Origin of the sequence: Pectobacterium sp. CFBP8739 (genome assembly GCF_013449375.1) — a bacterium.
GTDB lineage: Bacteria > Pseudomonadota > Gammaproteobacteria > Enterobacterales > Enterobacteriaceae > Pectobacterium.
The window spans coordinates 57,529-83,735 of record NZ_JACDRR010000021.1 but is presented as its reverse complement, the minus strand read 5'-3'; the positions used below and the strand labels follow the sequence as shown (position 1 = coordinate 83,735).

The window sequence follows — 26,207 nt, the reverse complement described above, 5'->3', positions numbered from 1 at the left end:
ATGAGGAAAAGTAACGTTAACAGCCTACTCATGCATGCTTTTCTCGTATTGATGAGTATTTTTTCGCTTTTCCCTTTCTATTGGATGGTGGTGTCGAGCACAAATAGCACCAGCCAAATCAACATGGGGAAATTCACGTTTGGCGATCAATTACTGGTCAATTTTACCAATCTGACGAGCCAGGTGGATTTGGCGCTGGTGTTCTGGAACACGTCAAAAATTGCGTTGATCAGTACGGTGTCCACGCTTGTCGTGTGCTCTATCGCAGGCTATGCGTTTGAAATTTATGCCAGTAAGAATCGTGAGCGTGTCTATGTGGCGTTACTCACGACGATGATGATTCCGTTCGCGGCATTAATGATCCCGCTTTTCACCATGTTTGGTAAGGCTGGTTTACTGGATACGCATTTTGCCGTTGTCATGCCGACCGTGGCCGGGGCATTTATTATTTTCTACTTTAGGCAATGTACGAAAACGTTTCCGAGAGAGTTGATTGATGCGGCGCGTGTGGAAAGCGTCGCTGAGTGGAAAATTTTCCTGTATGTCTACGTGCCGATTATGCGCGCCAGTTATTCCGCTGCTTTTATTATTGTTTTCATGACGTCATGGAATGCCTTTCTCTGGCCGCTTATTGTCCTCCAGTCTAATGAATTAAAGACGATTAATCTGGTGTTATCCAGCTTTGCTTCTGCCTATTCTCCAGACTTCGGGCTTATTATGGTGGGAACAGTCATCTCTACTCTTCCTAGCTTACTTATCTTCTTCGCCATGCAAAAGCAATTTATCGCCAGCATGACGGGCGCAGTGAAGTAATACGCGCGCAATGGCAAATTAAGTTTGAGGTTCAACATGGCTGATATTTTATTAAAAAATATAGTGAAGCGTTACGATAAGACTGAAACCATCCATCGTATTAATCTTGAGATTAATTCAGGCGAATTTGTGGTCTTCGTCGGCCCGTCGGGGTGTGGTAAATCGACGTTGCTGAGAATGATCGCAGGATTGGAAGATATCACGGATGGCGAAATTCATATTGATAACCGTTTAGTTAACCATTTCGATCCCGCAGAGCGGGGGATTGCGATGGTGTTCCAGTCTTACGCGCTGTACCCGCATATGACGGTGGCTGAAAATATGGGGTTTGGGTTGAGAATGAACGGGCACCCCAAAGCTGAAGTCGAAAAAATGGTGCGGAAGGCGGCGATGACGCTTCAGCTAGAAGGATTGCTGGATCGTACACCGAAACAACTGTCTGGTGGTCAACGCCAGCGCGTTGCGATTGGGCGGGCCATTGTACGTGACCCTAAAGTGTTTTTATTCGATGAGCCTCTCTCGAACCTCGACGCCGAATTACGCGTGGAAATGCGTTTACAGATTGCCCGGCTGCACCAGGAAATGCGTAACACCATGATATATGTGACGCACGACCAGGTGGAAGCGATGACGCTGGCGGATAAAATTGTGGTGTTAAACAAGGGATATATTGAGCAGGTTGGCACTCCGATGGCGCTCTACCATAAGCCAGAAAATCTTTTTGTCGCCGGTTTTATCGGTTCGCCGAATATGAACTTTTTACCTGGAGAAGTGCTACAGGTTGAAGGGAATAACGTGAGTATCTTGATCAATAAGCTCAATACACTTTCCGTTAATCTTGCTAACCACGGATTATGCACCGATCAGAAAATTACCGTGGGTATCCGCCCTGAACACCTGAGTATTGATCCGAATGGCGGAGACGTCAGTTTGTCGATCAATAGTGAAGTCACTGAAAGGCTGGGTAATGCGACCTATATTTTTGGCGCATATTCTGGCGTTAATAATTTCAAGGTGCATTTGTCGGGTGATAATAATATTGTGCCTTACTCAACGATTCCTCTGACGTGCCATAGTGAATATCTTCACTTTTTTGATGAAAATGGAAAGCGGATTAATTAAAAAGAAAATGTCTGTCATGACGAGGATAATGCCATAGAAAACGTCATGTTGAATAAGTGGAAAAATTAGAAAGTAGCTAAGCAGCCATTAATGGCTGCTCGGTTTATTCTGTGAGATTCATTCTTATAAATATCAGTCCTCTATTTTTTAATCTGTGCCTGGGTATTTATGTCATAAATACCTTTTAAGCGTGTTACCTCAAGGAGAAATGAATGAAAAAGAATAATTATTCAGGAATCATCTCTGTATTGTTAATGCTGTTTATCGGGTTCATGTCAGCCAATTTGGCGAAAGCGGCGCAGCCGTTTGCTTATGGCGCGGATATTGGTTGGGTAAAGCAATTAGAAGATCGAGGGGTAAGCTGGCGTGATGATGCAGGAACGCCGCGCGATGTATTACAGATATTGCGCGATCACGGTATTAATGCTGTACGGTTACGCATTTTCGTTAATCCCGACCCCAGTGCGCTATGGCATAAAGATAATACGACTTGGACGCTGCTCGGCTATACGGATAAAACCCGCGTGGTGGATGCTGCACAGCGCGCCAAAGCGATGGGAATGCGCGTCATGGTAGATTTCCACTATAGTGATGTTTTCGCCGATCCGGGTCATCAAATAAAGCCAGCCGCGTGGGCGAACTACAATCTGAGCCAATTAAAGACGGCCGTTTATAACCATACACATGAAGTGATGACTGCGCTTATTTCCGCAGGCGTGACGCCGGAATGGGTGCAGGTTGGTAATGAAATGAACCCCGGAATTTTACTCCCAGAAGGGAGCACAAGCCGGTTTGCTAATTTAACGCAGCTACTGAATGCGGGCTATGATGCGGTTAAAGCGGTCAGCCCTTCCTCTAAAGTGATCAGCCATCTGGCGCATGGGAATAATAATTCAAACGCTCGCTGGTTTTTTGACAATTTCCTCACCACATACGGTGGGAAAACCGATGTGATTGGTTTTTCATTCTATCCCTATTGGGAGGGGAAAAACTATTGGGAGCTCACTGGCGCACTGGCTAGCAACCTCAATGATATGGCTAGCCGGTATGGTAAGGAAGTCATGGTCGTTGAAGTCGGCGGTTTGGAAACTAACCCGACAGACAGTTACTGGACGATTAGGGATACGATTAATCTTGTTAAAGCCGTTCCGGGAAATAAAGGGATCGGAGTTTTTTATTGGGAACCTGCGGGTAATGCCAGCGTGTTGCCGGATGGCTACGCGTTAGGCGCGACGAAGCAAGTTTCAACCAATGTATTGCAATTTACCCGAGCGCTGGACGCGTTTGCCGAATCACAAATCAATTTTATCAACGGAACCCGCTATAAGATCGCTAATCGACATAGTGGCAAATCACTGAATATTGTGAGCGGTTCGCGTGAAGACGGCGCGTGGGTTGAACAATACAGTGACGGCAACTGGGACAGTCAGCGTTTTTATTTTAACGCGGTGGGTAATGGTTATTTTAATCTGGTGAATGTGAATAGTGGAAAATACATCGATATTGCCGCCAGTGCCAATGACGACGGGGCGCAAATTATCCAAATGTATAACACTGGCCATTTTAGCCAACAATGGCTTATTTTAGATGCGGGTGATGGCTATTATAAAATCATGAATAGGAACAGTGGGAAACTTTTGGATGTTAACAGCCGTTCGACAGAGAACGGTGCATCCGGCATTCAATGGCATGATAACGGGGGATGGAATCAGCTGTGGAAAATAACCGCTAATTGACGTTCTCTGGCCACGTAGTTTGCTTACGTGGCCATCTTATTTGTAAGGATAGGAAAGATAAGGGGACGTATTATAAAAGGGCATCGTTGAGTATGAAACTTTCGCGCCACACCATCTCATAACCAATCTGTACGTGTTTTTTATAATAGCGTCCTGCCACCAGCTCTAAAAATAGATCGACGGCGGCTTCGCCCATTTCAGTGGGGTAAAGTCGCATTGTGGTCAAACTGGGATTGAGATGTTGTGCTGTGGGAATGTCATTCATCCCGATTACTTTTATTTGCTTAGGAATGGCAATACCTTTCTCTTGAATCGCCCGGTAGACGCCAATAGCGATAATGTCTGTCGCCGCGAACACGACATCGGGCCATTCTTTTTGTTGCAGCAACTCATTCATTGCCTGATAGCCGGACTCAATACAGAATAACTGACTGACCTTGCATCGCGACTCATCGTAGATACCGTGTTTTTGCGTTATCTCCTGAAATACATGCAATCGGCTCTCATTGTTCCCGATAAATGCGGGGCGCTGAGCACCGCTATTCACAATATAATGTAATACTTCGCGAGCAGCCGCTTCCCGATCAAAAAGCACGGCATCACATTGTTTATCGAGAGGGGCGGAGTCGATAAAGATCAGGTTTTTATTTAATGAATAAATTAAGGCGATGTCGCTATCGCTAAAGTGACCTACGCAAATGATCGCCTGCGCCTGAGCTAAAGTCTGGCTATTGGATGATAAATTGGTGGTGAAGAAATTGCGTAATGAAATATTAAAATGGTGGCAGCGGTTTTCAATGCCAATACGCATTGCGGTGAAATAAGGGTCGTTGAGTTCTTCTGAGGGCGTAAGAAAGTGGACGACGGCGAGATTTAATACGTTTTCATTATCCATTTTGAAATGAGAGCGGACAACGAGCGAGTTCTCTAACTTTTTTTTCTGCTGCTTACGTTGTGTCGGCGATAAATAGGCCAACTCATGGGCGATTTTCTTGATGAGTTGGCGCTTTTCTTTAGTTATGGACAGGCTGGGATCGTTATTCAGTACGCGAGAAACGGTTGAGGCTGCCACTCCGGCTTTTTGAGCGATGTCTGTAATCGTTGCCACAAAAAATTTTCCATAATTTGCTTATGAAAATGATAGTAGCCAATGCCTTATGGATTGAACATGCCCAGTAATCAAAAATGCGATAAAACTTTCACTCATCGCCGTGTCACCCGCGTGGGCTGTATCTTCTCCCGACGGGCTATCAGGGATGGGTTCTTGTGCCTGTTGGACTTGTGAGGTCATCAGAACGAGGAGGTGCCGTAGCGGCAGGAAAACTACTTATCAATTTATCGCCGATTGGGCGCGCTTTCCTGCTCTGGGGTGATACGGACGATATGAATAATCAGGTACAGCATTTCATCGTTAGAGATGTCGATGTTGAGCAGGTTGTGAATATAGTCTTTGATCAGTCGGCTGCATTTATAGGCATCAGGATACTCTTTGGTGACCTGCTCAAAAATAAAGTCATCGTTTGAATGAATCAGGCTGTTTTCCAGCAGACGCTGAATAAAGAATTGCATGTGCGTCAGGAAGCGTGAGTAGTTAATGGATTCTTTATCAATCACGATATGGAAGTTGTACTGAATGATATTAAAAATATCTTTCAGCATTTTGACCGACTGGAGCGTGTTTTCCATATTCTGGACGTCGGTTTGGGCGTTGACCAAATGGAAAGCGATATTGCCCGCTTCCTCTTCGGGTAACTCCAGATTCATTTGCTGGTTAATGTCGTTGAGCGCCCGCGAGGCAATCGCAAACTCCTGCGGGTAAAATCGCTTTACTTCATACAGAAGACGGTTTTGTATGCTGATGCCTTTGCGATAGCGCTCAATGGCAAAACTGATATGGTCGATCAGCGTAAAAAAAACCTGTTCGCTCAGGCGACCCTGAAGTTGTCGGTTCGCATCATCAATAATCTTATTCACGATGTGAACATATTCTTCCCCGACGTGCTCAATCAGACGGGCAAATTCGCGTGGCGATGTGCCGTCCTTGAGAATAAAGGTCTTCTCAATTTTGGCCGGATCGAGAATATCGCCGGTTTTGCTGTTAAAACCGATCCCTTTCCCCATGACAATGATTTCGTTGTTATCTGCATCGGAAGATAACACCAGGCTATTGTTCAGTATTTTTATTGCTTTTATCGGTTCAGCCATCATGCGTTTCTTGAGTGATATCAGTGGGAGCGTCAGTAAAATAATAACCCATTTCTTCTCTTTCATGTTGCGGGGCGTTTTCCCGCAACATGAGTGATTGAGAGTGAGCTTATCCCTGTTTAACCGCGTGTACTGGTGCGTCAGTATTAGGATTCCCCAGGAAATAACCGCGCGCCATTTGATGCGATGACGCCCTGATACCAGTAAAAACTTTTCTTTTTGATACGGCGCAGATCTTTCAGATCGAATTCGTCGCGGTTCACATAAATAAATCCGTAGCGTTTACCGTAGCCCTGATGCGTGCTGACCACATCGATCGCCGACCACGGACAATAGCCAATCAGATCAACCCCATCGCTGATGGCGAGCTGCATCTGTTCAATATGGCGGGCAATAAAATCGATGCGGTATTGATCGTCGATCGTGCCGTCGGCTTCCAGTTTATCTGGCGCACCCATGCCATTTTCCGTAATCAGGATTGGCAGATGATAGCGTTCGTAGGTTTTACGCAGCGTTAAGCGCAAGCCAACGGGATCGATCACCCAGCCATAAGGCGTTTTATCGACGTGTGGATTCTCTGCCGCACGATAGACGCCGGGTTCGCCTAGCATGATTTGCTGATCGCCCGCGCGGGCGCTGACATCCGATGCATCGCCTTTGCTGGCGGCAATAGTGGCAGTGGAGTAATAGTTAATCGCGACGTAGTCGGGCTTTCCTGATTGCAGGATCTCGTCATCGCCGGGCAATATTTCCGGCGCGAGGCCGCGATCTTCCAGATAACGCCAGGCCAGCGCGTTGTAGCGGCCGTGTACCGCGACATCCAGAAAGCTCCAGCAGCGCAGCGTTTCCCAGTTGTGCGCGGCGATGGCATCTTCCGGCTTGCTGGTGGCCTGATACATGGATGTAGTGTTGATTGCCGGACCGATCAGGCCGTTGGGGGCGAGTTCGTGGCACAACGCCATGACCTGCGCCAGCATCATGTGATGGTTCTGCTGATATAGCACCTTTTTGGATGGCAACACGCCACCTTCCGGCAGGCCAATCGCGCCGGGGTGCAGAATCATGGTGTTCTGCTCGTTAATCGTCAGCCAGTATTTCACCTTGTCGCCGAAATGTGTAAACAGCGTGCGGGCGTAGTGAACAAAGGCATCAATTGTGGCGCGGTTCTGCCAGCCGCCTTGTACTTCCAGACAATAAGGTAAATCGAAATGGTAGAGCGTGACGACCGGTTCAATACCGTGCGCGTTCAGTTCATCAATCAGGCTGTTGTAAAACGCGATGCCCAGGGGATTTATTGCACCGGTGCCGTCGGGAAGAATACGCGTCCAGGCAATCGAGAAGCGATAGGCCTTTAACCCGAGCTCCGCGAACAGCTGCACGTCTTCTTTAAAGCGATGGTAGTGATCGCTGGCGACGGTGAAGTCTGCGGTATGCTCAGGGTGCTGGCATTGATCAATGATCGAGGGGCTTTTCCCCTCGGCTTGCCACCCCCCTTCAACCTGATAAGCCGAGGTCGAGGCTCCCCACAGAAAGCCCGCTGGGAAATGCTTTTGCTGTTGATAGTGCATATTTTTCTCACATACAGGAAGACTGAAAAGCATTGGGCAGGACACCCAATGCTTTTAGGGAACGTCAGGCCTTCACATTAATGATGGTATCCAGCGGGGCGATCGGCTGTGGCGCGGCGCAGACGACGCTGGCGTAGTCATCGCTGTTGATGATCACGACAGGCGTAACCGGGTCATAGCCCAACCGCGTGATTTCATTGAGATCGAAACTGATCAACCTGTCTCCCGCGCTAACTCGGTCACCCGGTTTGATATAGCCGGTAAAGTGCTTGCCGTTGAGGTTCACCGTATCCAGACCGACGTGAATCAGCAATTCTAAACCGTTGTCAGCTCGGATGCCGATGGCGTGTTTAGACTCAAGGAACGTGATGATTTCGCCACTAACCGGCGCGATCACTTCACCGCTGTCAGGAATAATCGCCACGCCTTGTCCTAGTAATCCCTGTGAGAAGACGTCATCGTTGATGTCACTCAGTGCGACCAGCTTGCCGGACAGTGGGCTGAGAATAGTTTGTGGTTCTGCGTGTTTTTCTGCGGCCTGCGTTTTTTCAGCGCTATCGGCTGCTGGTGCAGTGTGACGTTGGTCTGCCTGAGCTGAGTCGGTTTGGGCACTGTCAGTTTCATCCACCGGATCGTCGAATCCCATGATCCAGGTGAGCGCAAACGTGACGACAATCGCGATGGCGCAGGTGATCAGCGCATGGACGATGTTCATCGGGTTTTCGCCAATAAAAGCAGGCAGCGCCGCGAGACCTGGTGAGACGAAGGCATAGCGAACCAGTCCGGCCAGTCCGGCATAGATGCCCGCACAGCCCCCGCCAATCATGGCGGCAATCAGCGGTTTTTTCAGCTTCAGTGTTACCCCGTACAGGGAAGGTTCGGTGATACCCAGCAGAGCAGTAAAGCCCGCCGAAGAAGCCAGCTGTTTCAGATTCTTGTTCTTGGTTTTAAACGCCACGCACAGTGTAGCGGCACCCTGTGCAATGTTGGAAGCCAGCATGCCTGGCCCGTTGATCATCTCGAAGCCATTGCGGGTAAGTTGCGAGGTGGCAATCGGCGTCATCGCCCAGGCGGTGCCGGTGATCACCAAAAACGGTTGCAGACCGCCCATCAGCATCGGAATAAGCCAGCTCGCTTTTCCGTCAATGATCGCCGCGCCGCTGGCGACCAGATCGTTGAGGAAAATACCGAAAGGCCCAATCACCACCAGCGCGAGCGGTGCGGTAAACAGCAGCACGATCATCGGCTTGGTGAAAAATTTGATCATGGACGGTGAGATCTTTTCGGCAAACTGCTCGATGTAAGACATGATCCATACGGTCAGAATGATCGGCAATACCGATCCGGCGTAGTCCGCCAGCCGTACCGGAATACCGATAAAGCTGATCGGGCCACCGGAGGCCAGTAGCTGGGCCAGATTCGGGTGCAGCAGTGCGCCAGCAATCGTCATCGCCAGAATCGGGTTACAGGCGAACTTGATGGAGGCACCGTAAGCCAGCAGCACAGGCAGGAAGAAGAAGGCTGCATCGGAGATAGTGTCCAGCAGGCGATAGGTCGTGCTGTCGGCGGAAATTAACCCCGTCAGCTTGAGGATCGCCAGCAGGGCTTTAATCATCCCTGCGCCGGTAATCGCCGGAATAACGGGTGTGAAAGTGGTGGAAATCACGCTGATGATTTGCGTAAAAATGCCGCCTTTTTTCTGCTGCTTGTTGCCAGCATTGCGCTGGCTGTTCATCTCGCCAATCTCATTCAAAATCGCCCGGTAGGTGACTTGAACGTCGTTGCCGATTACCACCTGAAACTGGCCGCCGCGATCGACCACGCTGATGACGCCGGGAAGTTTAGCAATCGCCTCTGCCTGTACGGCATGGCTGTCGTTGAACTCGAAACGTAAGCGAGTGGCGCAGTGGGTCAGCTTGCTGACGTTCTGCTTGCCGCCGCTTAACGCGAGGATGTCGACTCCAAGTTTTTGATAATCCATTTTTTGATGATCCATAGCTTTACCCTGTGTTGACGCCAATTAGGCTAAAAAAAAAGACCAAAATAAAAATGCACCTCTAAAAAAGAGGAAATGCATTTTTACTTTGGTCTTGCCTGCCGAAGCAGTAGCACGCCGCGATAAAAATAGGCTGGTGCAACTTATGGTGTTGCGCCGCAATATCACCATGCGGCGCTGGAGTCATGCAATGTGGCCTGATGAATTAATTGATCTGGATCACAAACAATGTGGCTGCTTGCGATCCTTTTGCGTACGGTATCGCAGTTTTTCTCCCAGACAATAGGTATTCAACCCCACGTGCACTGCGCGATTTCTTCCTGTCGCGCATCCGGCTGCTGAACGAAAAACCGTCAAATAAAATAACTATATTAACCAGCATTCCCCCTCAGTTTTTGCCATCCTCGGTAGTTTAGCCATTGGCAAACACTATACTGGGTACTCTTTACCCTACAGACACAACAAAACCGAAAAGGTACATAAAATGGATGAACAGCTAAAGCAAAGCGCCCTTGATTTCCACCAGTATCCGATCCCCGGAAAAATTCAGGTTTCCCCGACTAAACCGCTGGCGACGCAGCGCGATCTGGCGCTGGCGTATTCTCCTGGCGTTGCAGCTCCCTGTCTGGAAATCGCGGCAGATCCGCTGGCCGCCTATAAATACACCGCACGCGGCAATCTGGTCGCCGTGATCTCTAACGGAACGGCCGTTCTGGGCCTCGGCAATATCGGGGCACTGGCCGGTAAACCGGTGATGGAAGGTAAAGGCGTTCTGTTCAAAAAATTCTCCGGCATCGATGTTTTCGATATCGAAGTCGATGAACTGGATCCAGACAAGCTGATCGACGTGATCGCTGCGCTGGAGCCGACGTTCGGCGGTATCAATCTGGAAGACATCAAGGCACCGGAGTGTTTCTACATCGAGAAGAAGCTACGTGAGCGCATGAAGATTCCTGTCTTCCATGACGATCAGCACGGCACGGCGATTATCTGTACTGCCGCTGTTCTGAATGGCCTACGCGTAGTAGAAAAAAATATTGCTGATGTGCGTCTGGTGGTGTCCGGTGCAGGCGCGGCGTCTATCGCCTGTCTGAACCTGCTGGTGGCGCTGGGTCTCCAGAAACACAACATTGTCGTATGTGATTCGCGCGGCGTGATTTATCACGGTCGTGATGAAAACATGGAAGAAACCAAAGCGGCGTATGCGGTGGAAGATAACGGCGCGCGCAAACTGGCCGATGTTATCCCTAATGCGGATATCTTCCTCGGCTGCTCCGGCCCTGGCGTACTGACGCAGGATATGGTGAAAACCATGGCGCCGCGTCCGTTGATCATGGCATTGGCAAACCCTGAACCGGAAATTCTGCCGCCGCTGGCGAAAGAAGTTCGTCCAGATGCGATTATTTGTACCGGTCGTTCTGACTATCCGAATCAGGTGAACAACGTCCTGTGCTTCCCGTTCATCTTCCGCGGCGCGCTGGATGTGGGCGCGACCACGATTAACGAAGAGATGAAGCTGGCCTGTGTGCACGCGATTGCCGATCTGGCACTGGCGGAGCAAAGCGAAGTGGTGGCATCGGCTTACGGCGATCAGGAGCTGTCATTCGGGCCGGATTATCTGATTCCGAAACCGTTCGATCCGCGTTTGATTATCAAAATCGCACCCGCAGTAGCGAAGGCGGCGATGGATTCCGGTGTGGCGACGCGCCCGATCGAGGATTTCGATGCCTACATCGAAAAACTGACCCAGTTCGTCTACAAAACCAACCTGTTCATGAAGCCGATCTTCGCACAGGCGCGTCAGCAGCCGAAACGTGTGGTATTCGCGGAAGGTGAAGATGCTCGCGTGCTGCACGCTACTCAGGAATTGGTCACGCTGGGTCTGGCGTTCCCGATTCTGATCGGCCGCCCGAGCGTTATCGAGATGCGCCTGCAAAAACTGGGGCTGCAACTGACCATCGGTAAAGATTTCGAAGTGGTCAACAACGAATCGGATCCGCGCTTCAAAGCATACTGGAGCGAGTATTTCCAACTGATGAAACGTCGCGGTGTGTCGCAGGAAAAAGCGCAGCGTGCAGTGATCGGCAATCCAACGCTGATCGGGGCCATCATGGTTCACCGTGGCGAAGCGGATGCGCTGATTTGCGGCACGATTGGCACCTATGAAGAGCATTTCGACGTGGTGGAAAATGTGCTCGGCTACCGCGAGGGCGTACATGCGGCGGGCGCGATGAACGCGCTGATGCTGCCGAGCGGCAATACCTTTATCGCTGATACCTACGTCAATGCCGATCCAACGCCGGAACAGCTGGCGGAGATCACCCTGATGGCGGCAGAAAGTGTGCGTCGTTTCGGTATCGAACCGAAAGTCGCGCTGTTGTCGCACTCCAGTTTCGGCACCTCGGATTCTCCGACGGCGCAGAAGATGCGTGCAACGCTGGCGCTGGTCAACAAGATGGCACCAGAACTGGAGATTGACGGCGAGATGCACGGTGATGCCGCGTTGGTGGAAGCGATCCGCCGCGAGCAAATGCCAGACAGCCCGCTGAAAGGCTCGGCTAACATCCTAATCATGCCGAATATGGAGTCTGCGCGTATCAGCTATAACCTGTTGCGCGTGTCGTCTTCAGAAGGCGTGACGGTGGGACCGGTACTGATGGGGATTTCGAAACCGGTACACATCCTGACACCAATTGCTTCGGTACGTCGGATCGTGAACATGGTCGCACTGGCAGTGGTAGAAGCCCAAACTCAGCCGCTGTAAGGTATTTCCAGTCATACAGACAAACCCAGCCAGAAGTCGGCTGGGTTTTTTACTTATCGCAGTTTGTCGACCAAATAGTCGCTCAGCCGATATGAATCAATGGAATAATTTTCGTTTTATGCCATGATCCCGCCTCGTCTGTAGGGGGCTTCCCCTGACTCGATAAAAAATTCAACGAGCGACTATCGGCTATGGCAACACGCGCAGTGAACGAAAATACAGTAGCAAAAAGCGGTACAGAAAGGCGTCTTCCTTCGCTGTTTGGCGGGTCGATGATTATTGCAGGAACGATTATCGGCGCTGGGATGTTTTCCCTGCCGGTGGTGATGTCGGGTGCCTGGTTTTTCTGGTCATTTGCCGTGCTGGTGTTTACCTGGTTTTGTATGTATCACTCGGGGTTAATGATACTGGAAGCCAACCTGAACTATCCGACGGGCTCCAGCTTCGATACGCTGACTAAAGATCTGCTGGGCAAGCACTGGAATATTATTAACGGTATATCGATTGCTTTTGTCCTCTATATTTTGACTTACGCCTATATTTCAGCGAGTGGTTCCATCATCCATCACACGTTTGCGGCGTTGTCGATCGACTTCTCAGCACGAATCGGCGGTTTCCTGTTTGCGCTGTTTGTCGCGTTGACCGTGTGGTGGAGTACCGCGGCGGTAAGCCGCATGACCGCTTTTTTTCTGGCAGCGAAGGTGCTGACCTTTTTCATGACGTTCGGCAGTCTGCTGTGGAATGTTAAGCCCGTTGTTTTACTCAATGTGGCGGAACAGGCACCCAGCTATCTGCCGTATGTGCTGATGACGTTGCCGTTCTGTCTGGCATCTTTCGGATTTCATGGCAACGTTCCCAGTCTGGTGAAGCATTACGGTCGTGAACCGCAGATCATCAAGCGCTGTTTGTTTATTGGCAGCGTGCTGGCGTTGGTGATGTATGCCATCTGGCTGATTGGCACGATGGGGAATATTGCCCGTCCTGACTTTATTGGGATTGCCGAGCGGGGCGGTAATATCGATGTGTTGGTGCAGGCGCTGGGTGGGGTGTTGAACAGCCCTTATCTGGACGTATTGCTCACCGTCTTTTCCAACTTTGCCGTTGCCTGTTCGTTTCTCGGCGTAACGCTGGGGCTGTTCGATTATCTGGCAGATTTGCTGAAGCTTGACGATAGCCGGATGGGGAGAGCGAAAACGGCGCTGGTGACTTTTCTTCCGCCCGTTATCGGTGGGCTGCTGTATCCGAACGGCTTTATTTATGCGATTGGTTTTGCCGGGTTGGCGGCGACGGTGTGGGCGGTGATTACGCCCGCGCTGCTGGCTCGCGCATCGCGCGTTCGCTTCGGTAGCCCGCTGTTCCGCGTGCGGGGCGGTAATGCGATGATCGCGCTGGTGCTGCTATTTGGTATCGGCACTGCGCTGATACACATTCTTTCCAGCCTCGATTTACTGCCAGTCTATCGCTAAGTATGCATTGCCATCCTGCCTTGCCTGCTAAAGCAGAAGCGGTGGGATGGCGAGTGCTTCAGACCGTTACGGTTTTTTCGCCTGCTGTAACCACTTATCCAGTTCATTAGCAAACTGCTGACGATCCCGTTGACTTAATGCGCTGGGGCCACCAGTTTGTATTCCGCTGGCGCGCATGGTGTCCATAAAGTCCCGCATGTTCAGCCGTTCTCGAATGGTATCCGGCGTATAGCGCTCGCCGCGCGGGTTCAGCGCGGCACCACCTTTTTCTATCACTTCTGCTGCCAGCGGAATATCAGCGGTGATCACCAAATCGCCGGCCTCCGTGCGGCGTACAATCTCATTATCGGCGACATCAAAACCCGATGAGACGCGCAGCGTGCGGATAAAGCGCGACGGCGGTACTTTTATGGTCTGGTTGGCAACCAGCGTGACCTGTGTTTGCGTGCGATCCGCCGCGCGAAATAGCACTTCTTTGATGACGTTAGGACAGGCGTCGGCATCGACCCAAATCTGCATGACTTATGCTTCCTTGTTGTGCGTATGACTTTCTGCCAGCCAGTCTCTGGCCGGTAAAAAATCTTGATACAGCAGAGCCTCCGGGCTACCCAGTTCTGGCTGATGCTGATATTCCCAGCGTACCAGCGGCGGCATGGACATCAAAATTGACTCAGTACGTCCGCCACTTTGCAGACCAAACAGCGTACCGCGATCCCAAATTAGGTTGAATTCCACATAGCGACCGCGGCGATAGAGTTGGAATTCGCGCTCGCGCTCTCCCCACGGCAGATCTTTACGCCGTTCGACGATGGGCAGATAGCCATCGAGGAAGCCGTTACCAACGGCACGGATGAAGGCAAAACTAGTCGCAAAATCGGGCTCGTTGAGATCGTCGAAAAAGAGTCCACCGATACCGCGTGCTTCGTTACGGTGCTTGAGGAAGAAGTAATCGTCGCACCACTTTTTATAGCGCGGGTAAACATCCTCACCGAACGGTTGGCACAGGTCGTGAGCGGTCTGGTGCCAGTGCACCGCGTCCTCTTTAAAACCATAATAGGGCGTGAGATCGAACCCGCCGCCAAACCACCACACCGGTTCTTCTCCCGGTTTCTCGGCGATGAACAGGCGCACATTGGCATGGCTGGTGGGAATGTACGGGCTTAGCGGATGAATCACCAGCGACACGCCCATTGCCTGAAAACTCCGGCCAGCCAGATCGGGGCGATGGGTGCTGGCGGAAGGCGGTAATGATTTACCGGTGATATGGGAAAAGTTTACGCCGGCCCGTTCAAAGAGACGCCCGCCGGACAGCACGCGGCTGCATCCGCCGCCGCCTTCGGCACGCTGCCATTCATCTTTGGCGAAGTCAGCTTCACCATCGATCGCTGCAAGCTGCTGACAGATATCCTTCTGTAAGCTAAGCAAAAAATGTTTTACCGCGTTGACGTCAGACATAGTAGGCATCTCGTTTCTCTGGCGAGGGTGGCACAATAATCAGGCGGGCAGTATACCATCAATCAAATCGATCCCCGGTCACCCGTTGTGTGATTCCTGATGGCGGCGCGCAATTTGAGATTGCGTCTGATAAAAATCACGCGATAATCACGATTTACCTTATTGCAAAATGGCGACTGTGATGGAAATCCGCATATTCAGGCAGGATGACTTTGAAGCCGTGATCACCCTTTGGGAACGCTGTGATTTGCTGCGCCCGTGGAACGATCCTGAAATGGACATCGAGCGTAAGCTCAATCATGACCCCGATCTGTTTCTGGTCGCAGAGGTGAACGGCGAAATCGTGGGGTCGGTAATGGGCGGTTACGATGGCCACCGCGGATCGGCGTACTACCTTGGCGTACACCCTGATTTTCGTGGTCGCGGCATTGCGAATGCATTGATTAGCCGACTGGAGAAAAAACTCATTGCCCGCGGCTGTCCGAAGATCCACCTGATGGTGCGTGAGGACAACGATGCTGTCATCGGCATGTATGAAAAACTCGACTATGAAATGGTTGATAGTGTCACGCTGGGGAAACGCCTGATTGAAGACAGGGAGTATTGATTGTTATTTCACTGATGCCAAACTGCTACTCTTGTACTGCTTCTCCCTTCTGGCCCCTCTCTGTAAAAATGTGCGCCTCCGTTAGCGCACTTTTTCTTTTTAACTCAACGTATTGCTTCGCTTTGTAATGGTATTGCATGCAATTTGTTAGATTTCATAGGTAACAGTTTTCATTTGTAAAACGATTCTCATTTGTATTATTATTTATTAATGTTCTCCGTTTGATCTTGACATGTTTTTTCATGTTCTGATTTTGCTTACATTTTATTGCCTGGAAGATTGTGATTGCACGACTGACACCAGGAAGTTCAAGAGATGGAGTTGGATAGTGAGTCGTGAAAATCTTCAGGGGGCTTTACTCGGTGCGAATCGCACTGGCGGTAGCGCATTGCTGACCCCTCGTTCTTTTGCTCATTCCTATTCAATTGCCGCGTCGAATTCCGATACCCCTAACTGGCGTTCTCTGGCCTTTTTTGTGTTGTCCTGTGTGGCGCATGCGTTACTGGCGGTTTTCTTTCTATTGCACTATTCCCCGAAAGAAAACATTGACGATATGGCGGGAAACGCGGGCGGCAGCATGCAGGTGACCATGATGGCGGCTGCGATGTCACAGGCTGCCGACACGTCGCCACCCGTAGCCGATCCTCCCGCTGCGCAACCGACGCCCGTGGTGATGCCAATCCTAACGCCGTTACCAGAACACCCCAATCCCGTTATTAAACAATCCGTTATTGAACAACCCGTCATTGAACGCAAGCCTGTCACGCCGACAGCGGAAAAAAAGCCGCCCGTGCGTGAGAAAAAACAGCCTGAAAAGAAACGGGAAGAGAAGCCGAAAGAACAGCAGCAGGCCAGAACGCAGCAGACACAACAGACCGAGAAGAAAAGTGAGTCCCCCGTAGCGACAGCGCAAACCGGTGATGCCCCTTCTCCAATGCCATCCTCGGTGGGTATGTCGGGGAGCGCAACAACGGCCAAAGCGGGAGAGAGCGATAGCGGTCAGGCGGTTCGTGGCGCAGGGAAAAGCAATAGCCAAAATTTCAAAGCGCTGCATCGTCGCGTGAATTATCCCGCTCGGGCAAAAGCGCTGGGTGTGGAAGGAAAAGTGCGCGTCAAATTCGATATTACCGGTAGCGGTACGGTCACTAACGTACAGATTCTGTCCGAAACGCCAGACGGCGTATTTGGCGATGATGTAGTGAAAGACATGGCGCGCTGGCGCTATCGGACGGAGGCACCCGTTGAGAATCAGGTCGTTTCCATCGTTTTTAAACTGAATGGTCATATTCAGGTTGATGATTAGCAATACATGTTACAGCAGTCATTAAAAAAATAATTTTATTTTTCAAATAATAAGGTTCACTGGGGATTTTGAATAAATGAATAAAAACGTCTATTTAATGATGATTTTGTCATTATTATCAGCGCCTGCGCTCGCACAGCAAAACGACACCTCTGTTGATGAAAATCAGCAGAAAAACAATGCAGAAACCGAAGAAGAACAACAGGGTGATTCCTCTTCGGAAAATAGTGAAGATACCATTTTAGTCCGCTCAACCCCGACCAGTCAGTCAATGGGGACGCAGATCATTAATGCTGAGCAGATTAAAAAAATGCCGACCGGAAACGGTTCGATACCAGAGTTATTGAAGAATAACGCTGCTGTGCAGTTCTCGAACACGGCGAATAGCAGTAATACACCGGGGGAGCTGGCACCGGAAAACGTCTCGTTCCACGGCGAGAAATTTTATAACAATAATTTTATGATCGATGGGTTATCGAATAATAGTAATATCAACCCAGGAGCCAATAAGGGTCAGCTAGATACTGATCCTGATGGTTATAATGCGACAGATCTACCGGCAGGTGGGACACAGTCATTCTGGATTAATTCAGAGTTGATTGAGTCGCTGGAAGTATTTGATAGCAACATATCCGCTAAGTACGGTGATTTTACTGGCGGTGTGGTGGATGCCAAACTGATGGATCCCAAACTGGATAATGTATTTGGCAAGGTTTCTTACCGAACCTCGAACGATAGCTGGACGAGTTATCACGTTGATTCCAATATTAGCGAAAATTTCTATTCTGCTACTAACTTATATTACCAACCGAAATTTAAGAAGCAGTTCTATTCAGCCACCTTTAATCAGCCGTTGAGTGATAAAGCTGGCTTTATTTTTGCCTATAACCGCCAGCAGTCAGATATTCCCTATTATCATCAGTATTTGCAACAGTGGGATGATCAGGAGCGAGTGAGTGAAACCTACCTGCTAAAAGGCGTCTATCTGGCGGATAATGGTGATATTGTTCGAATGATGGGCATGTATTCTCCGCACGAATCAAAATATTATAAACGAGATGTTAAAAACGGTTCGTTCACTAATACTGGCGGTGGTTATCGCTTCAATATGGAGTGGGAGCACAATGCCAACTGGGGGAAAGTGATCAGCTTGGCGGGATATCAGTCTGAACAAAATAAAATTGAACATGAGTCAAATTCTTTTCAGACATGGAATCGTTACAGTACAAGGGATAATTTTATTTCCGAAAAAATTGACTGGGTTAGTTCTGTTCCTGCTGGTAGCTATCAAAATTCATTAATAGGCGGAGCCGGAACGTTTGCAACAGAAAAAAGCACAATTACATTAAAGCAGGACTATGAGCTTAACCCTTTAGCAATCTGGGGAACCCAGCATCAGTTAGATTTAGGCTGGCAAGTTGATTCTTATAACACAAGATACCGCCGCTTTAGCGATGTTAGCTCAAGTCGAGCAAGACCAACTTTTGATAAAAATACAGTATGTCAAGCTGGGGATGACTATTGTATTGCCGGGGAACAATATTTCAAAGGCCGGACTCTATATCCAGAACGTACCGTTGAGGGAAGTTATACTAATTACGCCGTTTACCTTCAGGATAGTATTTCTTTTGGCCGTGTAGAAGTGACCCCTGGTGTGCGTGCTAGTTATGATGATTTTCTGGAGAACCTGAATTTCGCGCCCCGTTTTTCTGCCTCTTATGATGTTTTCGGCGACCGATCAACACGTCTGTTTGGTGGGGCGAATCGCTATTATGGCGCGAATATGCTGTCGTATAAACTGCGTCAGGGGATTAATACAAATATTATTCAAAACCGTACATCGCCCAACGATCCATGGGTTTCCAACCCTGCAAGAATTGCCGGTCTTGATTATGATGTTTCTGACTTAAGCACGCCTTACAGTGACGAAATAACACTGGGACTATCACAGCGTGTTATGAGTACGGTATGGACGGCGAAATGGGTTAATCGCAAAGGGAAAGATCAATTTGGTGCTCAATCAAAGACCGTTAATGGGCAACGCTACCGTGTGATGAATAATGCTGGACGTACGGAAGGGAATACATTGTCTCTGGAAGTGGAGCCAATTAGCCCGCATCGTTTCAGCTTCGCAGAAGTTAATTGGAAATTGGGCGCCAGCATTGCAGAAAATAAAGCTAACTCGATTGCTTATTACGATGACGTGAGTTCAGATGAGAGCAGGGTCATTGTTGATGATAAGCTGATGTATAAAGGTGATATGGATGCGATGGATTTCAATACTCCCTGGACCGCTTTCTTGAATGTGGATACCTACTTCCCTGCCATTCGCCTCAATTGGGGTCAGCGTGTCGGCTATACCTCCGGTTACAAAGGCTATACTCCTCTGGCATTGAATACGGTGTGTCCTGGTGGCAGCCCTGCCTGTAACGCTGAACCTAACTTTACCGGAGAGGCGAAAGAATATATCTCCACCCAATACGACGACTTTATCTCCTATGACTGGCGTTTTTCTTACTCTCAGCCGATATACAAAACTCAGACGCTGGATATCACGTTGGATGTGCTGAACGTTCTGGATAAAGTAGTTGAAACGCAGCAGAAAACTAATATTAATACCACGATCGTGACCTACAAACCCGGTCGCCAGTTCTGGCTTGGTGTCGCTTACACCTGGTAAATCCTATGCCCCGCCTACGTCACAGCCTGACGTAGACGGGGCATTTTGCATTGATGCATTCAGAAATTGCCCCTAGGCAAAAATAAAAACGAAAAGGTTGTTATGAACTGGAAGAGATGTTGCTGGTTATCGCTAACGGCTGTCGGCCTGTTAGCTGGAAGTGTTGTGAGCCAGGCCGAAGAAGTGAAAAGTCCATTGCCAGCTTTTAAAGAAGGAACGCTGGCGAATGGATTGCGTTATACCCTCGTGCCGCTGGAAGGGCAGAAGTCGCGGATAGATGTTCGCCTGATTGTGGATGTCGGTTCGATTGATGAGAAGGACAACGAGTCCGGCGTGGCGCACATGGTGGAGCACATGGTGTTCCGCGCCAGCGAGGCGTTTCCTCAAGGTGTGAGTACGGAACTGCACAAACAGGGATGGGGACGCGGACAGAGCTATAACGCGGTGACCAACTACGAGCGCACCATGTACATGATGAGCCCGCCGAAAGGGAATCGCGATCTGGGGACGACGTTACAGGCGCTAAGCCAGATGACGGGACATGCCAAATTGTCGCAAGCCGATCTCGACGATGAGCGCAAAATTATTCTGGAAGAGTGGCGTGGCAAGCTGGGCGTAGCGGAACGCATGAACCAGCAGCGTGTACAGGCGATTCGCCACGGTTCCCGTTATCCTTCCCGCCCGACGATTGGCTCGGAACAGTCGATTAATGAAACGCCAGCCAGCGTACTACAGGATTTCTATCAGCGTTGGTATCACCCGTCGAATATGCGGTTGATGATTATCGGTGATATCACGCCTGCGGATGCAGAACGCGACATTCAACGCTATTTTGCACCGCTGCCGAATGTTGCTGTGCCAGCTCGTGATTACTATGAGCCGTTACTGAAACCGCAGCTCAACGTGGCGCGTTTGCAGGATAGCCAAAGTGGTAGCAGTCAGGTGTCGTTTGTCTACCGTTTCAATGATAAAGACACCTTCGGCCAATCCGATTACCGTCACCGTTTGCTCACCCAAATCACACTGTCTGCGGTAACGCGTCAGGTTCGCCGACAGCAGGCGGAGTTGCCGCAAGACGCCAGTAGTCTGGTGGTGCGTAAATCAGATATCGGTAAAACGACGGCCGCACTGGGATTTTTCGCCAATGTGATGCCGGGTGGCCATGATGCCGCGATTTCTGCGGTACTGAAAGAAATTGAGCGGTTCAAACGCTATCCGTTAAACGAGCAGGACATCACGGAGATCAAATCCGACATTCGTGAAGTCGCACAGCGTATGAGCGATACCCCTGAGTCGCGTGAATTTGCGGACTGGGTGCAGCAATTGACCATCGTCTGGCAACAGGATCGCCCTTATGTCGGCAGCCAGCAGCGCGGTAAAGACGCCCTTGAAGCGCTGGACACCATCACCGCGGAAGATGTGAACCGCCATTGGCAACGTTGGTTAGCTTCTCCAGATACGTTGGTGCAGTTTAGTGTGCCAGGTGCGACGCCTTTCACGTTGCCGAAGCCGGAGGCGATGCGTAAGTTACAAGCGCAGTGGGCAGCAGCGACGCTGGCACCGTTACAGGTAGAAAAAGAAAAAGTCATCCCTGAGCTTCCTGCCGTAACGCAAAGTGGGAAACGCACGGCGGTGAAGACGTTTGCCGCACAGAAGGTCGAGCAGTGGCAGTTGAGCAATGGCGATCGTGTCGTGTGGCTGCGCGCGCCGGAAGCGGGTAAGAAAGTGTATCTCACCGCGACGAGTCAGGCTGGATTCATGGCGACGTCGCTGAATCCGTGGCAGGCACAACTGGCGAGTCAACTGGTCAATCAGAGCGGCCCTGCGACATGGCGTGGTGAAGCGCTAACGAACTGGAAAAAAGATAAATCCCTGTCGCTGAGCATCGATCAGGAAGCGGATCAACTGACGGTAAACGGGAGCGCCCCCACTGAGCAACTAGCCAGTCTGCTGGGGTTATACCGCGAGCTGAATGTGGCGCCGGGTATCGATCCTGAGGTGATGAAAGAGAGCATGATGAGTCTGGCGCGTCAGAAGGCCAATGACGATCAATCGGTTTCAGGAAAACGGGCCAGCGATATCGCCAAATTACGTTTTGGCGGGCCAGCTTGGCAGCAGCCTGAAATTGAAGAACTGAAGCACGTTTCCGCGCCAGCTTTGCTGTCACAGTGGCATAAAGCGGCTTCTGCACCCGTGACGTACTATCTGATCGCGGATATGCCTGCTGCACAGCTGTTGCCAGCGGTTGAACGCTATCTCGCGACGATCCCGCGTCAGCCAGCCAGTGACGTGAAATCACATCTGGCGCTGCCGGGTAAACGTGAGGCGACATCGGCTATCAATATTGAGCCGCGTGCCGACATCCTGACCTCGAGCTTCACGCCATATACGTGGACGCCGCAGGCCGCGGTTCAAGTGAGTATTGCCCGCAATATCGCGAATAAGTATCTCAAGACGAGCCTGCGTGATGATGCACTGGGCATTTACCGGATGCGTGTCGATAGCGAGCTGGAAGATAAGAAACAGCGTATTGAGACGGAAGTGAGTTTCACCAGCGCGCCTGAACGTGCGCAGGAACTGTGGAAACTGGCCGAGCACGTCTTTGCTGAACTGCCGACAAAGATTACTCAGGAAGATGTGGATGAGCAGAAGGCACAGTTTATTCGTGCGGAAAAAGGGCGTCAGAGCGATCTCATGACGATACAGCGTCGTCTGCTCCTGAGCTACCGCCATTATGACGATCCGCGTTATCTGACTAGCGTAGCCAAACTGGCGGATAGCATCACGCTGGAAGAGGTTCGTTCGATGTCGGCGAAGCTGTATAACCCGGATAACCGCGTGCTATACATCACCTTGCCGCAAGAGGTGAAAGAGTGAAGAAGGTAATGGCTCAATTTGTCGATCTCTGCCGCCCTTTCTGGGGCGGCAAACGAAGCTGGCAGGCTTGGTTGCTCTTGTTCATCGCCATCGCGATGGGCGGGATGATCGTTTATCTCAATGTGTTATTAAACGAGTGGAGTAAGACGTTTTACGATGCGTTAGGGTCGTTCGACAGCAGTTTGCTGATGTCCCTGATGAAAGAATACGGCGTTTACATCCTGCTCTATATTGGGTCGATCGTGTATCAGGAGTGGTTTACCAAACTACTGATTATCCGCTGGCGTACCGCGTTAACCGCCGAACTGGTGGATAGCTGGCTGGCGAAGCGGGCATTTTATCGCATGTCAGTTGCGGGCAAGATTGATAACCCAGACCAGCGTATTGCCGAAGATATCAACCTGTTTGTCGACAAAGCCGTTAGTCTGGTCATCGAATTTTTGATCGTGACCGCGCGTTTGTTCTCTTTCGTCGTCATTCTGTGGGGATTATCGGGCGTTCAGCGCTTTACGCTGTTTGGCAAAGAGTGGGTAATCGAAGGTTATCTGGTCTGGATAGCTATTCTGTATACGCTGCTCGGTAGCCTGATTACGCATGTGGTCGGGAAACGTCTGCATAATATTAATTATGAGAAGCAAAAGGCAGAGGCCGATTTCCGTGCAGCGCTGCTGCGTAAGCATGATAACGCCGAGCAAATCGCGCTGTACGGCGGCGAAGCGCAAGAGAAAAGCCATCTTCAGCGACATTTCTCTGCCATTGTGTCGAACTGGGGGCGTTTTATGAATGCCGAGCGTAATCTGGGCTTCTTCACCACGGGCTATATGCGTGTAAGCCAGATTGTGCCGGTCTTTGCCGCTCTGCCTGCCTTCCTGAGTAAAACGGTAACGCTGGGCGGGTTGATGCAGATCCGCGGGGCGTTTGCGCAAGTGCACGGTGCATTGAGTTGGTTTATCCATAAGTACAAAGAGTTCGTGATTCTTTCTGCCAGTATGACGCGTTTGAGCCAGTTTAAGGAAGAAATCAAACGTCACCAGTCTGAACAGGTCGATGCGCCGGTAGGACAGGATTTACGTATTGATCAGCTTTCTTTCACCACGCCGCAGGGCGCTCCGCTGTTGCAAAATGTGGATCTGAGCTGCGAAGCAGGTAGCTGGAGTAAGTTGTCTGGCCGCAGCGGGCTGGGGAAATCCACCTTGCTACGCACGCTAAATGGGCTATGGCCTTATTACGATGGCCGCTGGCAGGCACTGGAAGGACGTAGCCTACTGTTACCGCAGCAAAGCTATCTGGGACAAGGGACGCTGGCAGAGATCCTCTGCTACCCACACCCGACGCTGGCTGACAGCGAGATGCTGCGTCAGACGCTGGATAGCGTCGGGCTGGGCGCGTGGCGCGATCGTCTGGATGAGCAACTGAACTGGGATCGGGTGTTCTCCGGCGGGGAGCGGCAGCGCGTCGCTTTTGCCCGTGCGCTGATTGCCAAACCCGATACGCTCTATCTGGATGAAGCGACCAGCAATCTGGATCATGATTCTGCCAGACAGCTTCTTGCGCTGGTCAAGATGGCGTTGCCCGCGTGTACCGTGGTGGCGATTACGCACCAGACGGAGTTGGACGATCTGTTCCCGCACCGTTATGACTTAACCGATTTTTCCTCGCAGCGTAGTTGATGTTGCTCGCAGGCCTTCCGAGTGTCGGGAGGCCTGCGGTTCTGGTAGGTTTCTTTTCTCATGCCCTCTATAATCTTCCGCAGGATTATCTAATGCCGATCGTTTAAGGATCGAGATAGCGGGGCGACCACGGTGCGAGGCATCCCTGCGGGAGCCTCATCCCCGTGTTTCCCCTCAATCCACGATTAGGTGAATGCCAGGCATCTGGGTCATTTCGTCTTTACGGCACTTTTCGTCGCTTGCAGACGCCAATTCCCATCTTGCCAGGGTGGCTAACGCCGGAAGTCGTTCAATTTTGAGGAGTACATACCATGAATTTTCGCCCGCTGGGTTTATCGCTGGTGCTGGGTTTACCACTGGTGCTGAGTGGATGCAGCACGCTTTCCCATTTCTCTTGGTCCAGCCTGTCGCCGTTTAACTGGTTCGGCAGTTCGCTGGAGGTGACTGATGCGGGTGTTGGTGGCATTAATGCCGGTACGCCACTGTCCGAAGGGGCGCTACAGAGCGCGCTGGATGGTGACTATCAACTGCGTAGCGGAATGGGGACCTCCAACGGTCAACTGGTCGCGTTTTATCAGGCGCTGGATGGGAAAGAGGTGAAGATGATCATCAGCGGTCAGCCGAAGGGCAGCGTGCGCAAAGTTGAGGTCATGGATCCCGCGATTGGCAGCGCAGGCGGTGTGAAAATCGGTGACGCCTTTAGCAATACTTACAGCAAAGCGTTTGAATCCTGTCAGTTAGGACAAGGTGATGATGCGCAAAGTGTGGAATGCGCCGCGCCGCAGAGTACGCATATCAGCTACCTCTATTCCGGCGAATGGAGCGGCCCAGAAGGCTTGATGCCGCCGGACGATATCCTGAAAAACTGGAAAGTGAGTAAGATTGTGTGGCACGCGCAGGCGCGAAACTAACTTGCGTTTACGCAAGGTAAACGTCAGGCGGCTTCCGGTATGATAACGGTGCCGTCTGGCACCAGCCAGAGCAGCCGTAGACAGTCGTAAACCACAACAACAAAAGAAAAAACTGATGCTTGAGGAAGCAGAAATGACACCAGTTCAAAGCGGTATTTTATTGGAACACCGCCGTTTTGCCATTTTTATGGAAGCGATGATTCAGGGAGAGTTTGATGCTATCCGGCAGGGATGCAAAAAATTCTGTCAGACGTTACAAGCGTTACAGCAGCAGTTTCCCGATGCGGGATTAGGCGCGGTGCTGGCATTTGGCAACGATGTCTGGCGCGATCTGGACTGCAACCACGGTGCGGCAGAACTGAAATCTTTTACGCCGCTGGGCAACGGGCTCGCGCCTGCCACGCAGCGCGATCTGTTGATCCACATTCAATCGCTGCGCCATGATGTGAACTTCACGCTGGCACAGGCGGCGCTGGCCGCGTTTGGTGGCGCGATTCGTATTGAAGAAGAGACGCACGGTTTCCGCTGGGTGGAAGATCGCGATTTAAGCGGCTTTGTCGACGGCACGGAAAACCCGCAGGGGGATGCCCGTCACGCCGTGGCGATTATCCCGGAAGGCCAGCCGGATGCGGGCGGCAGCTACGTGTTTACCCAACGTTGGGAACACAATCTGAAGCAGTTACAGCGTTTTAGCGTGGAGCAGCAAGAACAGATGATCGGGCGCACCAAGCGGGACAACGAAGAGCTGTCTTCTGATGAACGCCCTGTGACGTCGCATCTCAGCCGCGTGGATTTAAAGGAAGACGGCAAAGGGCTGAAAATCCTGCGTCAAAGCCTGCCTTATGGCACCGCGAGTGGGAAAAACGGGCTCTATTTTGTCGCCTACTGCGCACGTCTGCATAACATCGAGCAGCAATTGCTGAGCATGTTCGGCGATCGTGACGGTAAACGTGATGAGATGCTGCGCTTTACGCGTGCCGTCAGCGGCAGCTACTTCTTTGCGCCTTCTCTGGATCAACTGCTGTCGCTGTGAC

General features: G+C 50.8%; 18 protein-coding genes. 12 read left to right on the top strand and 6 right to left on the bottom strand.

Annotated features, from left to right (window positions below; translation table 11 throughout):
- The 3 genes from H0247_RS15710 (at position 1) to H0247_RS15700 (ending at position 3,671) form a co-directional block, all read left to right on the top strand.
- Positions 1 to 813: a carbohydrate ABC transporter permease gene (locus H0247_RS15710; protein ID WP_180743379.1), complete on the top strand. Its 813-nt coding sequence runs from the start codon at positions 1 to 3 to the stop codon at positions 811 to 813.
- Positions 814 to 849: 36 nt separating this feature from the next.
- Positions 850 to 1,935 (top strand): ABC transporter ATP-binding protein, encoded by a 1,086-nt coding sequence (locus H0247_RS15705; protein WP_180743378.1) that lies wholly within the window; start codon positions 850 to 852, stop codon positions 1,933 to 1,935.
- A 212-nt stretch (positions 1,936 to 2,147) separates the two neighbouring features.
- A complete protein-coding gene (locus tag H0247_RS15700; RefSeq protein WP_180743377.1) occupies positions 2,148 to 3,671 on the top strand; it encodes a glycosyl hydrolase 53 family protein in 1,524 nt (507 codons plus the stop codon).
- Between the two features lie 70 nt (positions 3,672 to 3,741).
- Here H0247_RS15700 and H0247_RS15695 read toward each other — a convergent pair whose 3' ends face one another.
- From H0247_RS15695 to H0247_RS15680, 4 genes are all read right to left on the bottom strand, one after another.
- Positions 3,742 to 4,779: a LacI family DNA-binding transcriptional regulator gene (locus H0247_RS15695; RefSeq protein ID WP_180743376.1), complete on the bottom strand. Its 1,038-nt coding sequence runs from the start codon at positions 4,777 to 4,779 to the stop codon at positions 3,742 to 3,744.
- Between the two features lie 227 nt (positions 4,780 to 5,006).
- Complete coding sequence (gene licT / locus H0247_RS15690; RefSeq protein WP_180743480.1) at positions 5,007 to 5,876, bottom strand: BglG family transcription antiterminator LicT; 870 nt, start codon at positions 5,874 to 5,876, stop codon at positions 5,007 to 5,009.
- A gap of 146 nt (positions 5,877 to 6,022) precedes the next feature.
- Positions 6,023 to 7,444: a glycoside hydrolase family 1 protein gene (locus H0247_RS15685; RefSeq protein ID WP_180743375.1), complete on the bottom strand. Its 1,422-nt coding sequence runs from the start codon at positions 7,442 to 7,444 to the stop codon at positions 6,023 to 6,025.
- Between the two features lie 64 nt (positions 7,445 to 7,508).
- A complete protein-coding gene (locus H0247_RS15680; RefSeq protein WP_180743479.1) occupies positions 7,509 to 9,425 on the bottom strand; it encodes a beta-glucoside-specific PTS transporter subunit IIABC in 1,917 nt (638 codons plus the stop codon).
- A gap of 499 nt (positions 9,426 to 9,924) precedes the next feature.
- Here H0247_RS15680 and maeB point away from each other — a divergent pair, with 499 nt between their 5' ends.
- Positions 9,925 to 12,204 carry an NADP-dependent oxaloacetate-decarboxylating malate dehydrogenase gene (gene maeB, locus H0247_RS15675; RefSeq protein WP_180743374.1) on the top strand — a complete coding sequence of 760 codons (2,280 nt, stop codon included), beginning with the start codon at positions 9,925 to 9,927 and terminating at the stop codon, positions 12,202 to 12,204.
- A gap of 191 nt (positions 12,205 to 12,395) precedes the next feature.
- Complete coding sequence (gene mtr, locus H0247_RS15670; protein ID WP_180743373.1) at positions 12,396 to 13,670, top strand: tryptophan permease; 1,275 nt, start codon at positions 12,396 to 12,398, stop codon at positions 13,668 to 13,670.
- Positions 13,671 to 13,736: 66 nt separating this feature from the next.
- On the opposite strand, the gene H0247_RS15665 is transcribed toward mtr, so the two are convergent.
- Both H0247_RS15665 and hemF read right to left on the bottom strand, forming a co-directional pair.
- Positions 13,737 to 14,189, bottom strand: a complete 453-nt coding sequence (locus tag H0247_RS15665; RefSeq protein WP_180743372.1) for a YaiI/YqxD family protein — start codon at positions 14,187 to 14,189, stop codon at positions 13,737 to 13,739.
- Between the two features lie 3 nt (positions 14,190 to 14,192).
- Complete coding sequence (gene hemF, locus H0247_RS15660; protein ID WP_180743371.1) at positions 14,193 to 15,125, bottom strand: oxygen-dependent coproporphyrinogen oxidase; 933 nt, start codon at positions 15,123 to 15,125, stop codon at positions 14,193 to 14,195.
- Positions 15,126 to 15,306: 181 nt separating this feature from the next.
- Here hemF and H0247_RS15655 point away from each other — a divergent pair, with 181 nt between their 5' ends.
- The 7 genes from H0247_RS15655 (at position 15,307) to H0247_RS15625 (ending at position 26,206) form a co-directional block, all read left to right on the top strand.
- Positions 15,307 to 15,732, top strand: a complete 426-nt coding sequence (locus H0247_RS15655; RefSeq protein ID WP_180743370.1) for a GNAT family acetyltransferase — start codon at positions 15,307 to 15,309, stop codon at positions 15,730 to 15,732.
- A 328-nt stretch (positions 15,733 to 16,060) separates the two neighbouring features.
- Positions 16,061 to 17,035, top strand: coding sequence for a TonB family protein (locus H0247_RS15650; protein WP_180743369.1), 975 nt, complete (start codon positions 16,061 to 16,063; stop codon positions 17,033 to 17,035).
- 76 nt (positions 17,036 to 17,111) lie between these two features.
- A complete protein-coding gene (locus H0247_RS15645; RefSeq protein ID WP_180743368.1) occupies positions 17,112 to 19,715 on the top strand; it encodes a TonB-dependent siderophore receptor in 2,604 nt (867 codons plus the stop codon).
- Between the two features lie 102 nt (positions 19,716 to 19,817).
- Positions 19,818 to 22,592, top strand: a complete 2,775-nt coding sequence (locus H0247_RS15640) for a pitrilysin family protein (protein WP_180743367.1) — start codon at positions 19,818 to 19,820, stop codon at positions 22,590 to 22,592.
- Positions 22,589 to 24,262 (top strand): ABC transporter ATP-binding protein/permease, encoded by a 1,674-nt coding sequence (locus tag H0247_RS15635; RefSeq protein ID WP_180743366.1) that lies wholly within the window; start codon positions 22,589 to 22,591, stop codon positions 24,260 to 24,262. Before H0247_RS15640 ends, H0247_RS15635 begins: the two co-directional genes overlap by 4 nt.
- A gap of 311 nt (positions 24,263 to 24,573) precedes the next feature.
- Complete coding sequence (locus tag H0247_RS15630) at positions 24,574 to 25,173, top strand: RpoE-regulated lipoprotein (RefSeq protein ID WP_180743365.1); 600 nt, start codon at positions 24,574 to 24,576, stop codon at positions 25,171 to 25,173.
- A 133-nt stretch (positions 25,174 to 25,306) separates the two neighbouring features.
- On the top strand, positions 25,307 to 26,206 hold the full coding sequence (locus H0247_RS15625) for a Dyp-type peroxidase (protein ID WP_180743364.1): 900 nt from the start codon (positions 25,307 to 25,309) through the stop codon (positions 26,204 to 26,206).
- Position 26,207: the final 1 nt, after the last annotated feature.

What these genes read in the sequence shown, in the direction of transcription:
- H0247_RS15710 (WP_180743379.1), top strand. Translation starts at nt 1, where the DNA reads ATGAGGAAAAGTAACGTTAACAGCCTACTCATGCATGCTTTTCTCGTA.
- H0247_RS15705 (WP_180743378.1), top strand. Translation starts at nt 850, where the DNA reads ATGGCTGATATTTTATTAAAAAATATAGTGAAGCGTTACGATAAGACT.
- H0247_RS15700 (WP_180743377.1), top strand. Translation starts at nt 2,148, where the DNA reads ATGAAAAAGAATAATTATTCAGGAATCATCTCTGTATTGTTAATGCTG.
- licT (WP_180743480.1), bottom strand. Translation starts at nt 5,876, where the DNA reads ATGGCTGAACCGATAAAAGCAATAAAAATACTGAACAATAGCCTGGTG.
- H0247_RS15685 (WP_180743375.1), bottom strand. Translation starts at nt 7,444, where the DNA reads ATGCACTATCAACAGCAAAAGCATTTCCCAGCGGGCTTTCTGTGGGGA.
- H0247_RS15680 (WP_180743479.1), bottom strand. Translation starts at nt 9,425, where the DNA reads ATGGATTATCAAAAACTTGGAGTCGACATCCTCGCGTTAAGCGGCGGC.
- maeB (WP_180743374.1), top strand. Translation starts at nt 9,925, where the DNA reads ATGGATGAACAGCTAAAGCAAAGCGCCCTTGATTTCCACCAGTATCCG.
- mtr (WP_180743373.1), top strand. Translation starts at nt 12,396, where the DNA reads ATGGCAACACGCGCAGTGAACGAAAATACAGTAGCAAAAAGCGGTACA.
- H0247_RS15665 (WP_180743372.1), bottom strand. Translation starts at nt 14,189, where the DNA reads ATGCAGATTTGGGTCGATGCCGACGCCTGTCCTAACGTCATCAAAGAA.
- hemF (WP_180743371.1), bottom strand. Translation starts at nt 15,125, where the DNA reads ATGTCTGACGTCAACGCGGTAAAACATTTTTTGCTTAGCTTACAGAAG.
- H0247_RS15655 (WP_180743370.1), top strand. Translation starts at nt 15,307, where the DNA reads ATGGAAATCCGCATATTCAGGCAGGATGACTTTGAAGCCGTGATCACC.
- H0247_RS15645 (WP_180743368.1), top strand. Translation starts at nt 17,112, where the DNA reads ATGAATAAAAACGTCTATTTAATGATGATTTTGTCATTATTATCAGCG.
- H0247_RS15640 (WP_180743367.1), top strand. Translation starts at nt 19,818, where the DNA reads ATGAACTGGAAGAGATGTTGCTGGTTATCGCTAACGGCTGTCGGCCTG.
- H0247_RS15630 (WP_180743365.1), top strand. Translation starts at nt 24,574, where the DNA reads ATGAATTTTCGCCCGCTGGGTTTATCGCTGGTGCTGGGTTTACCACTG.
- H0247_RS15625 (WP_180743364.1), top strand. Translation starts at nt 25,307, where the DNA reads ATGACACCAGTTCAAAGCGGTATTTTATTGGAACACCGCCGTTTTGCC.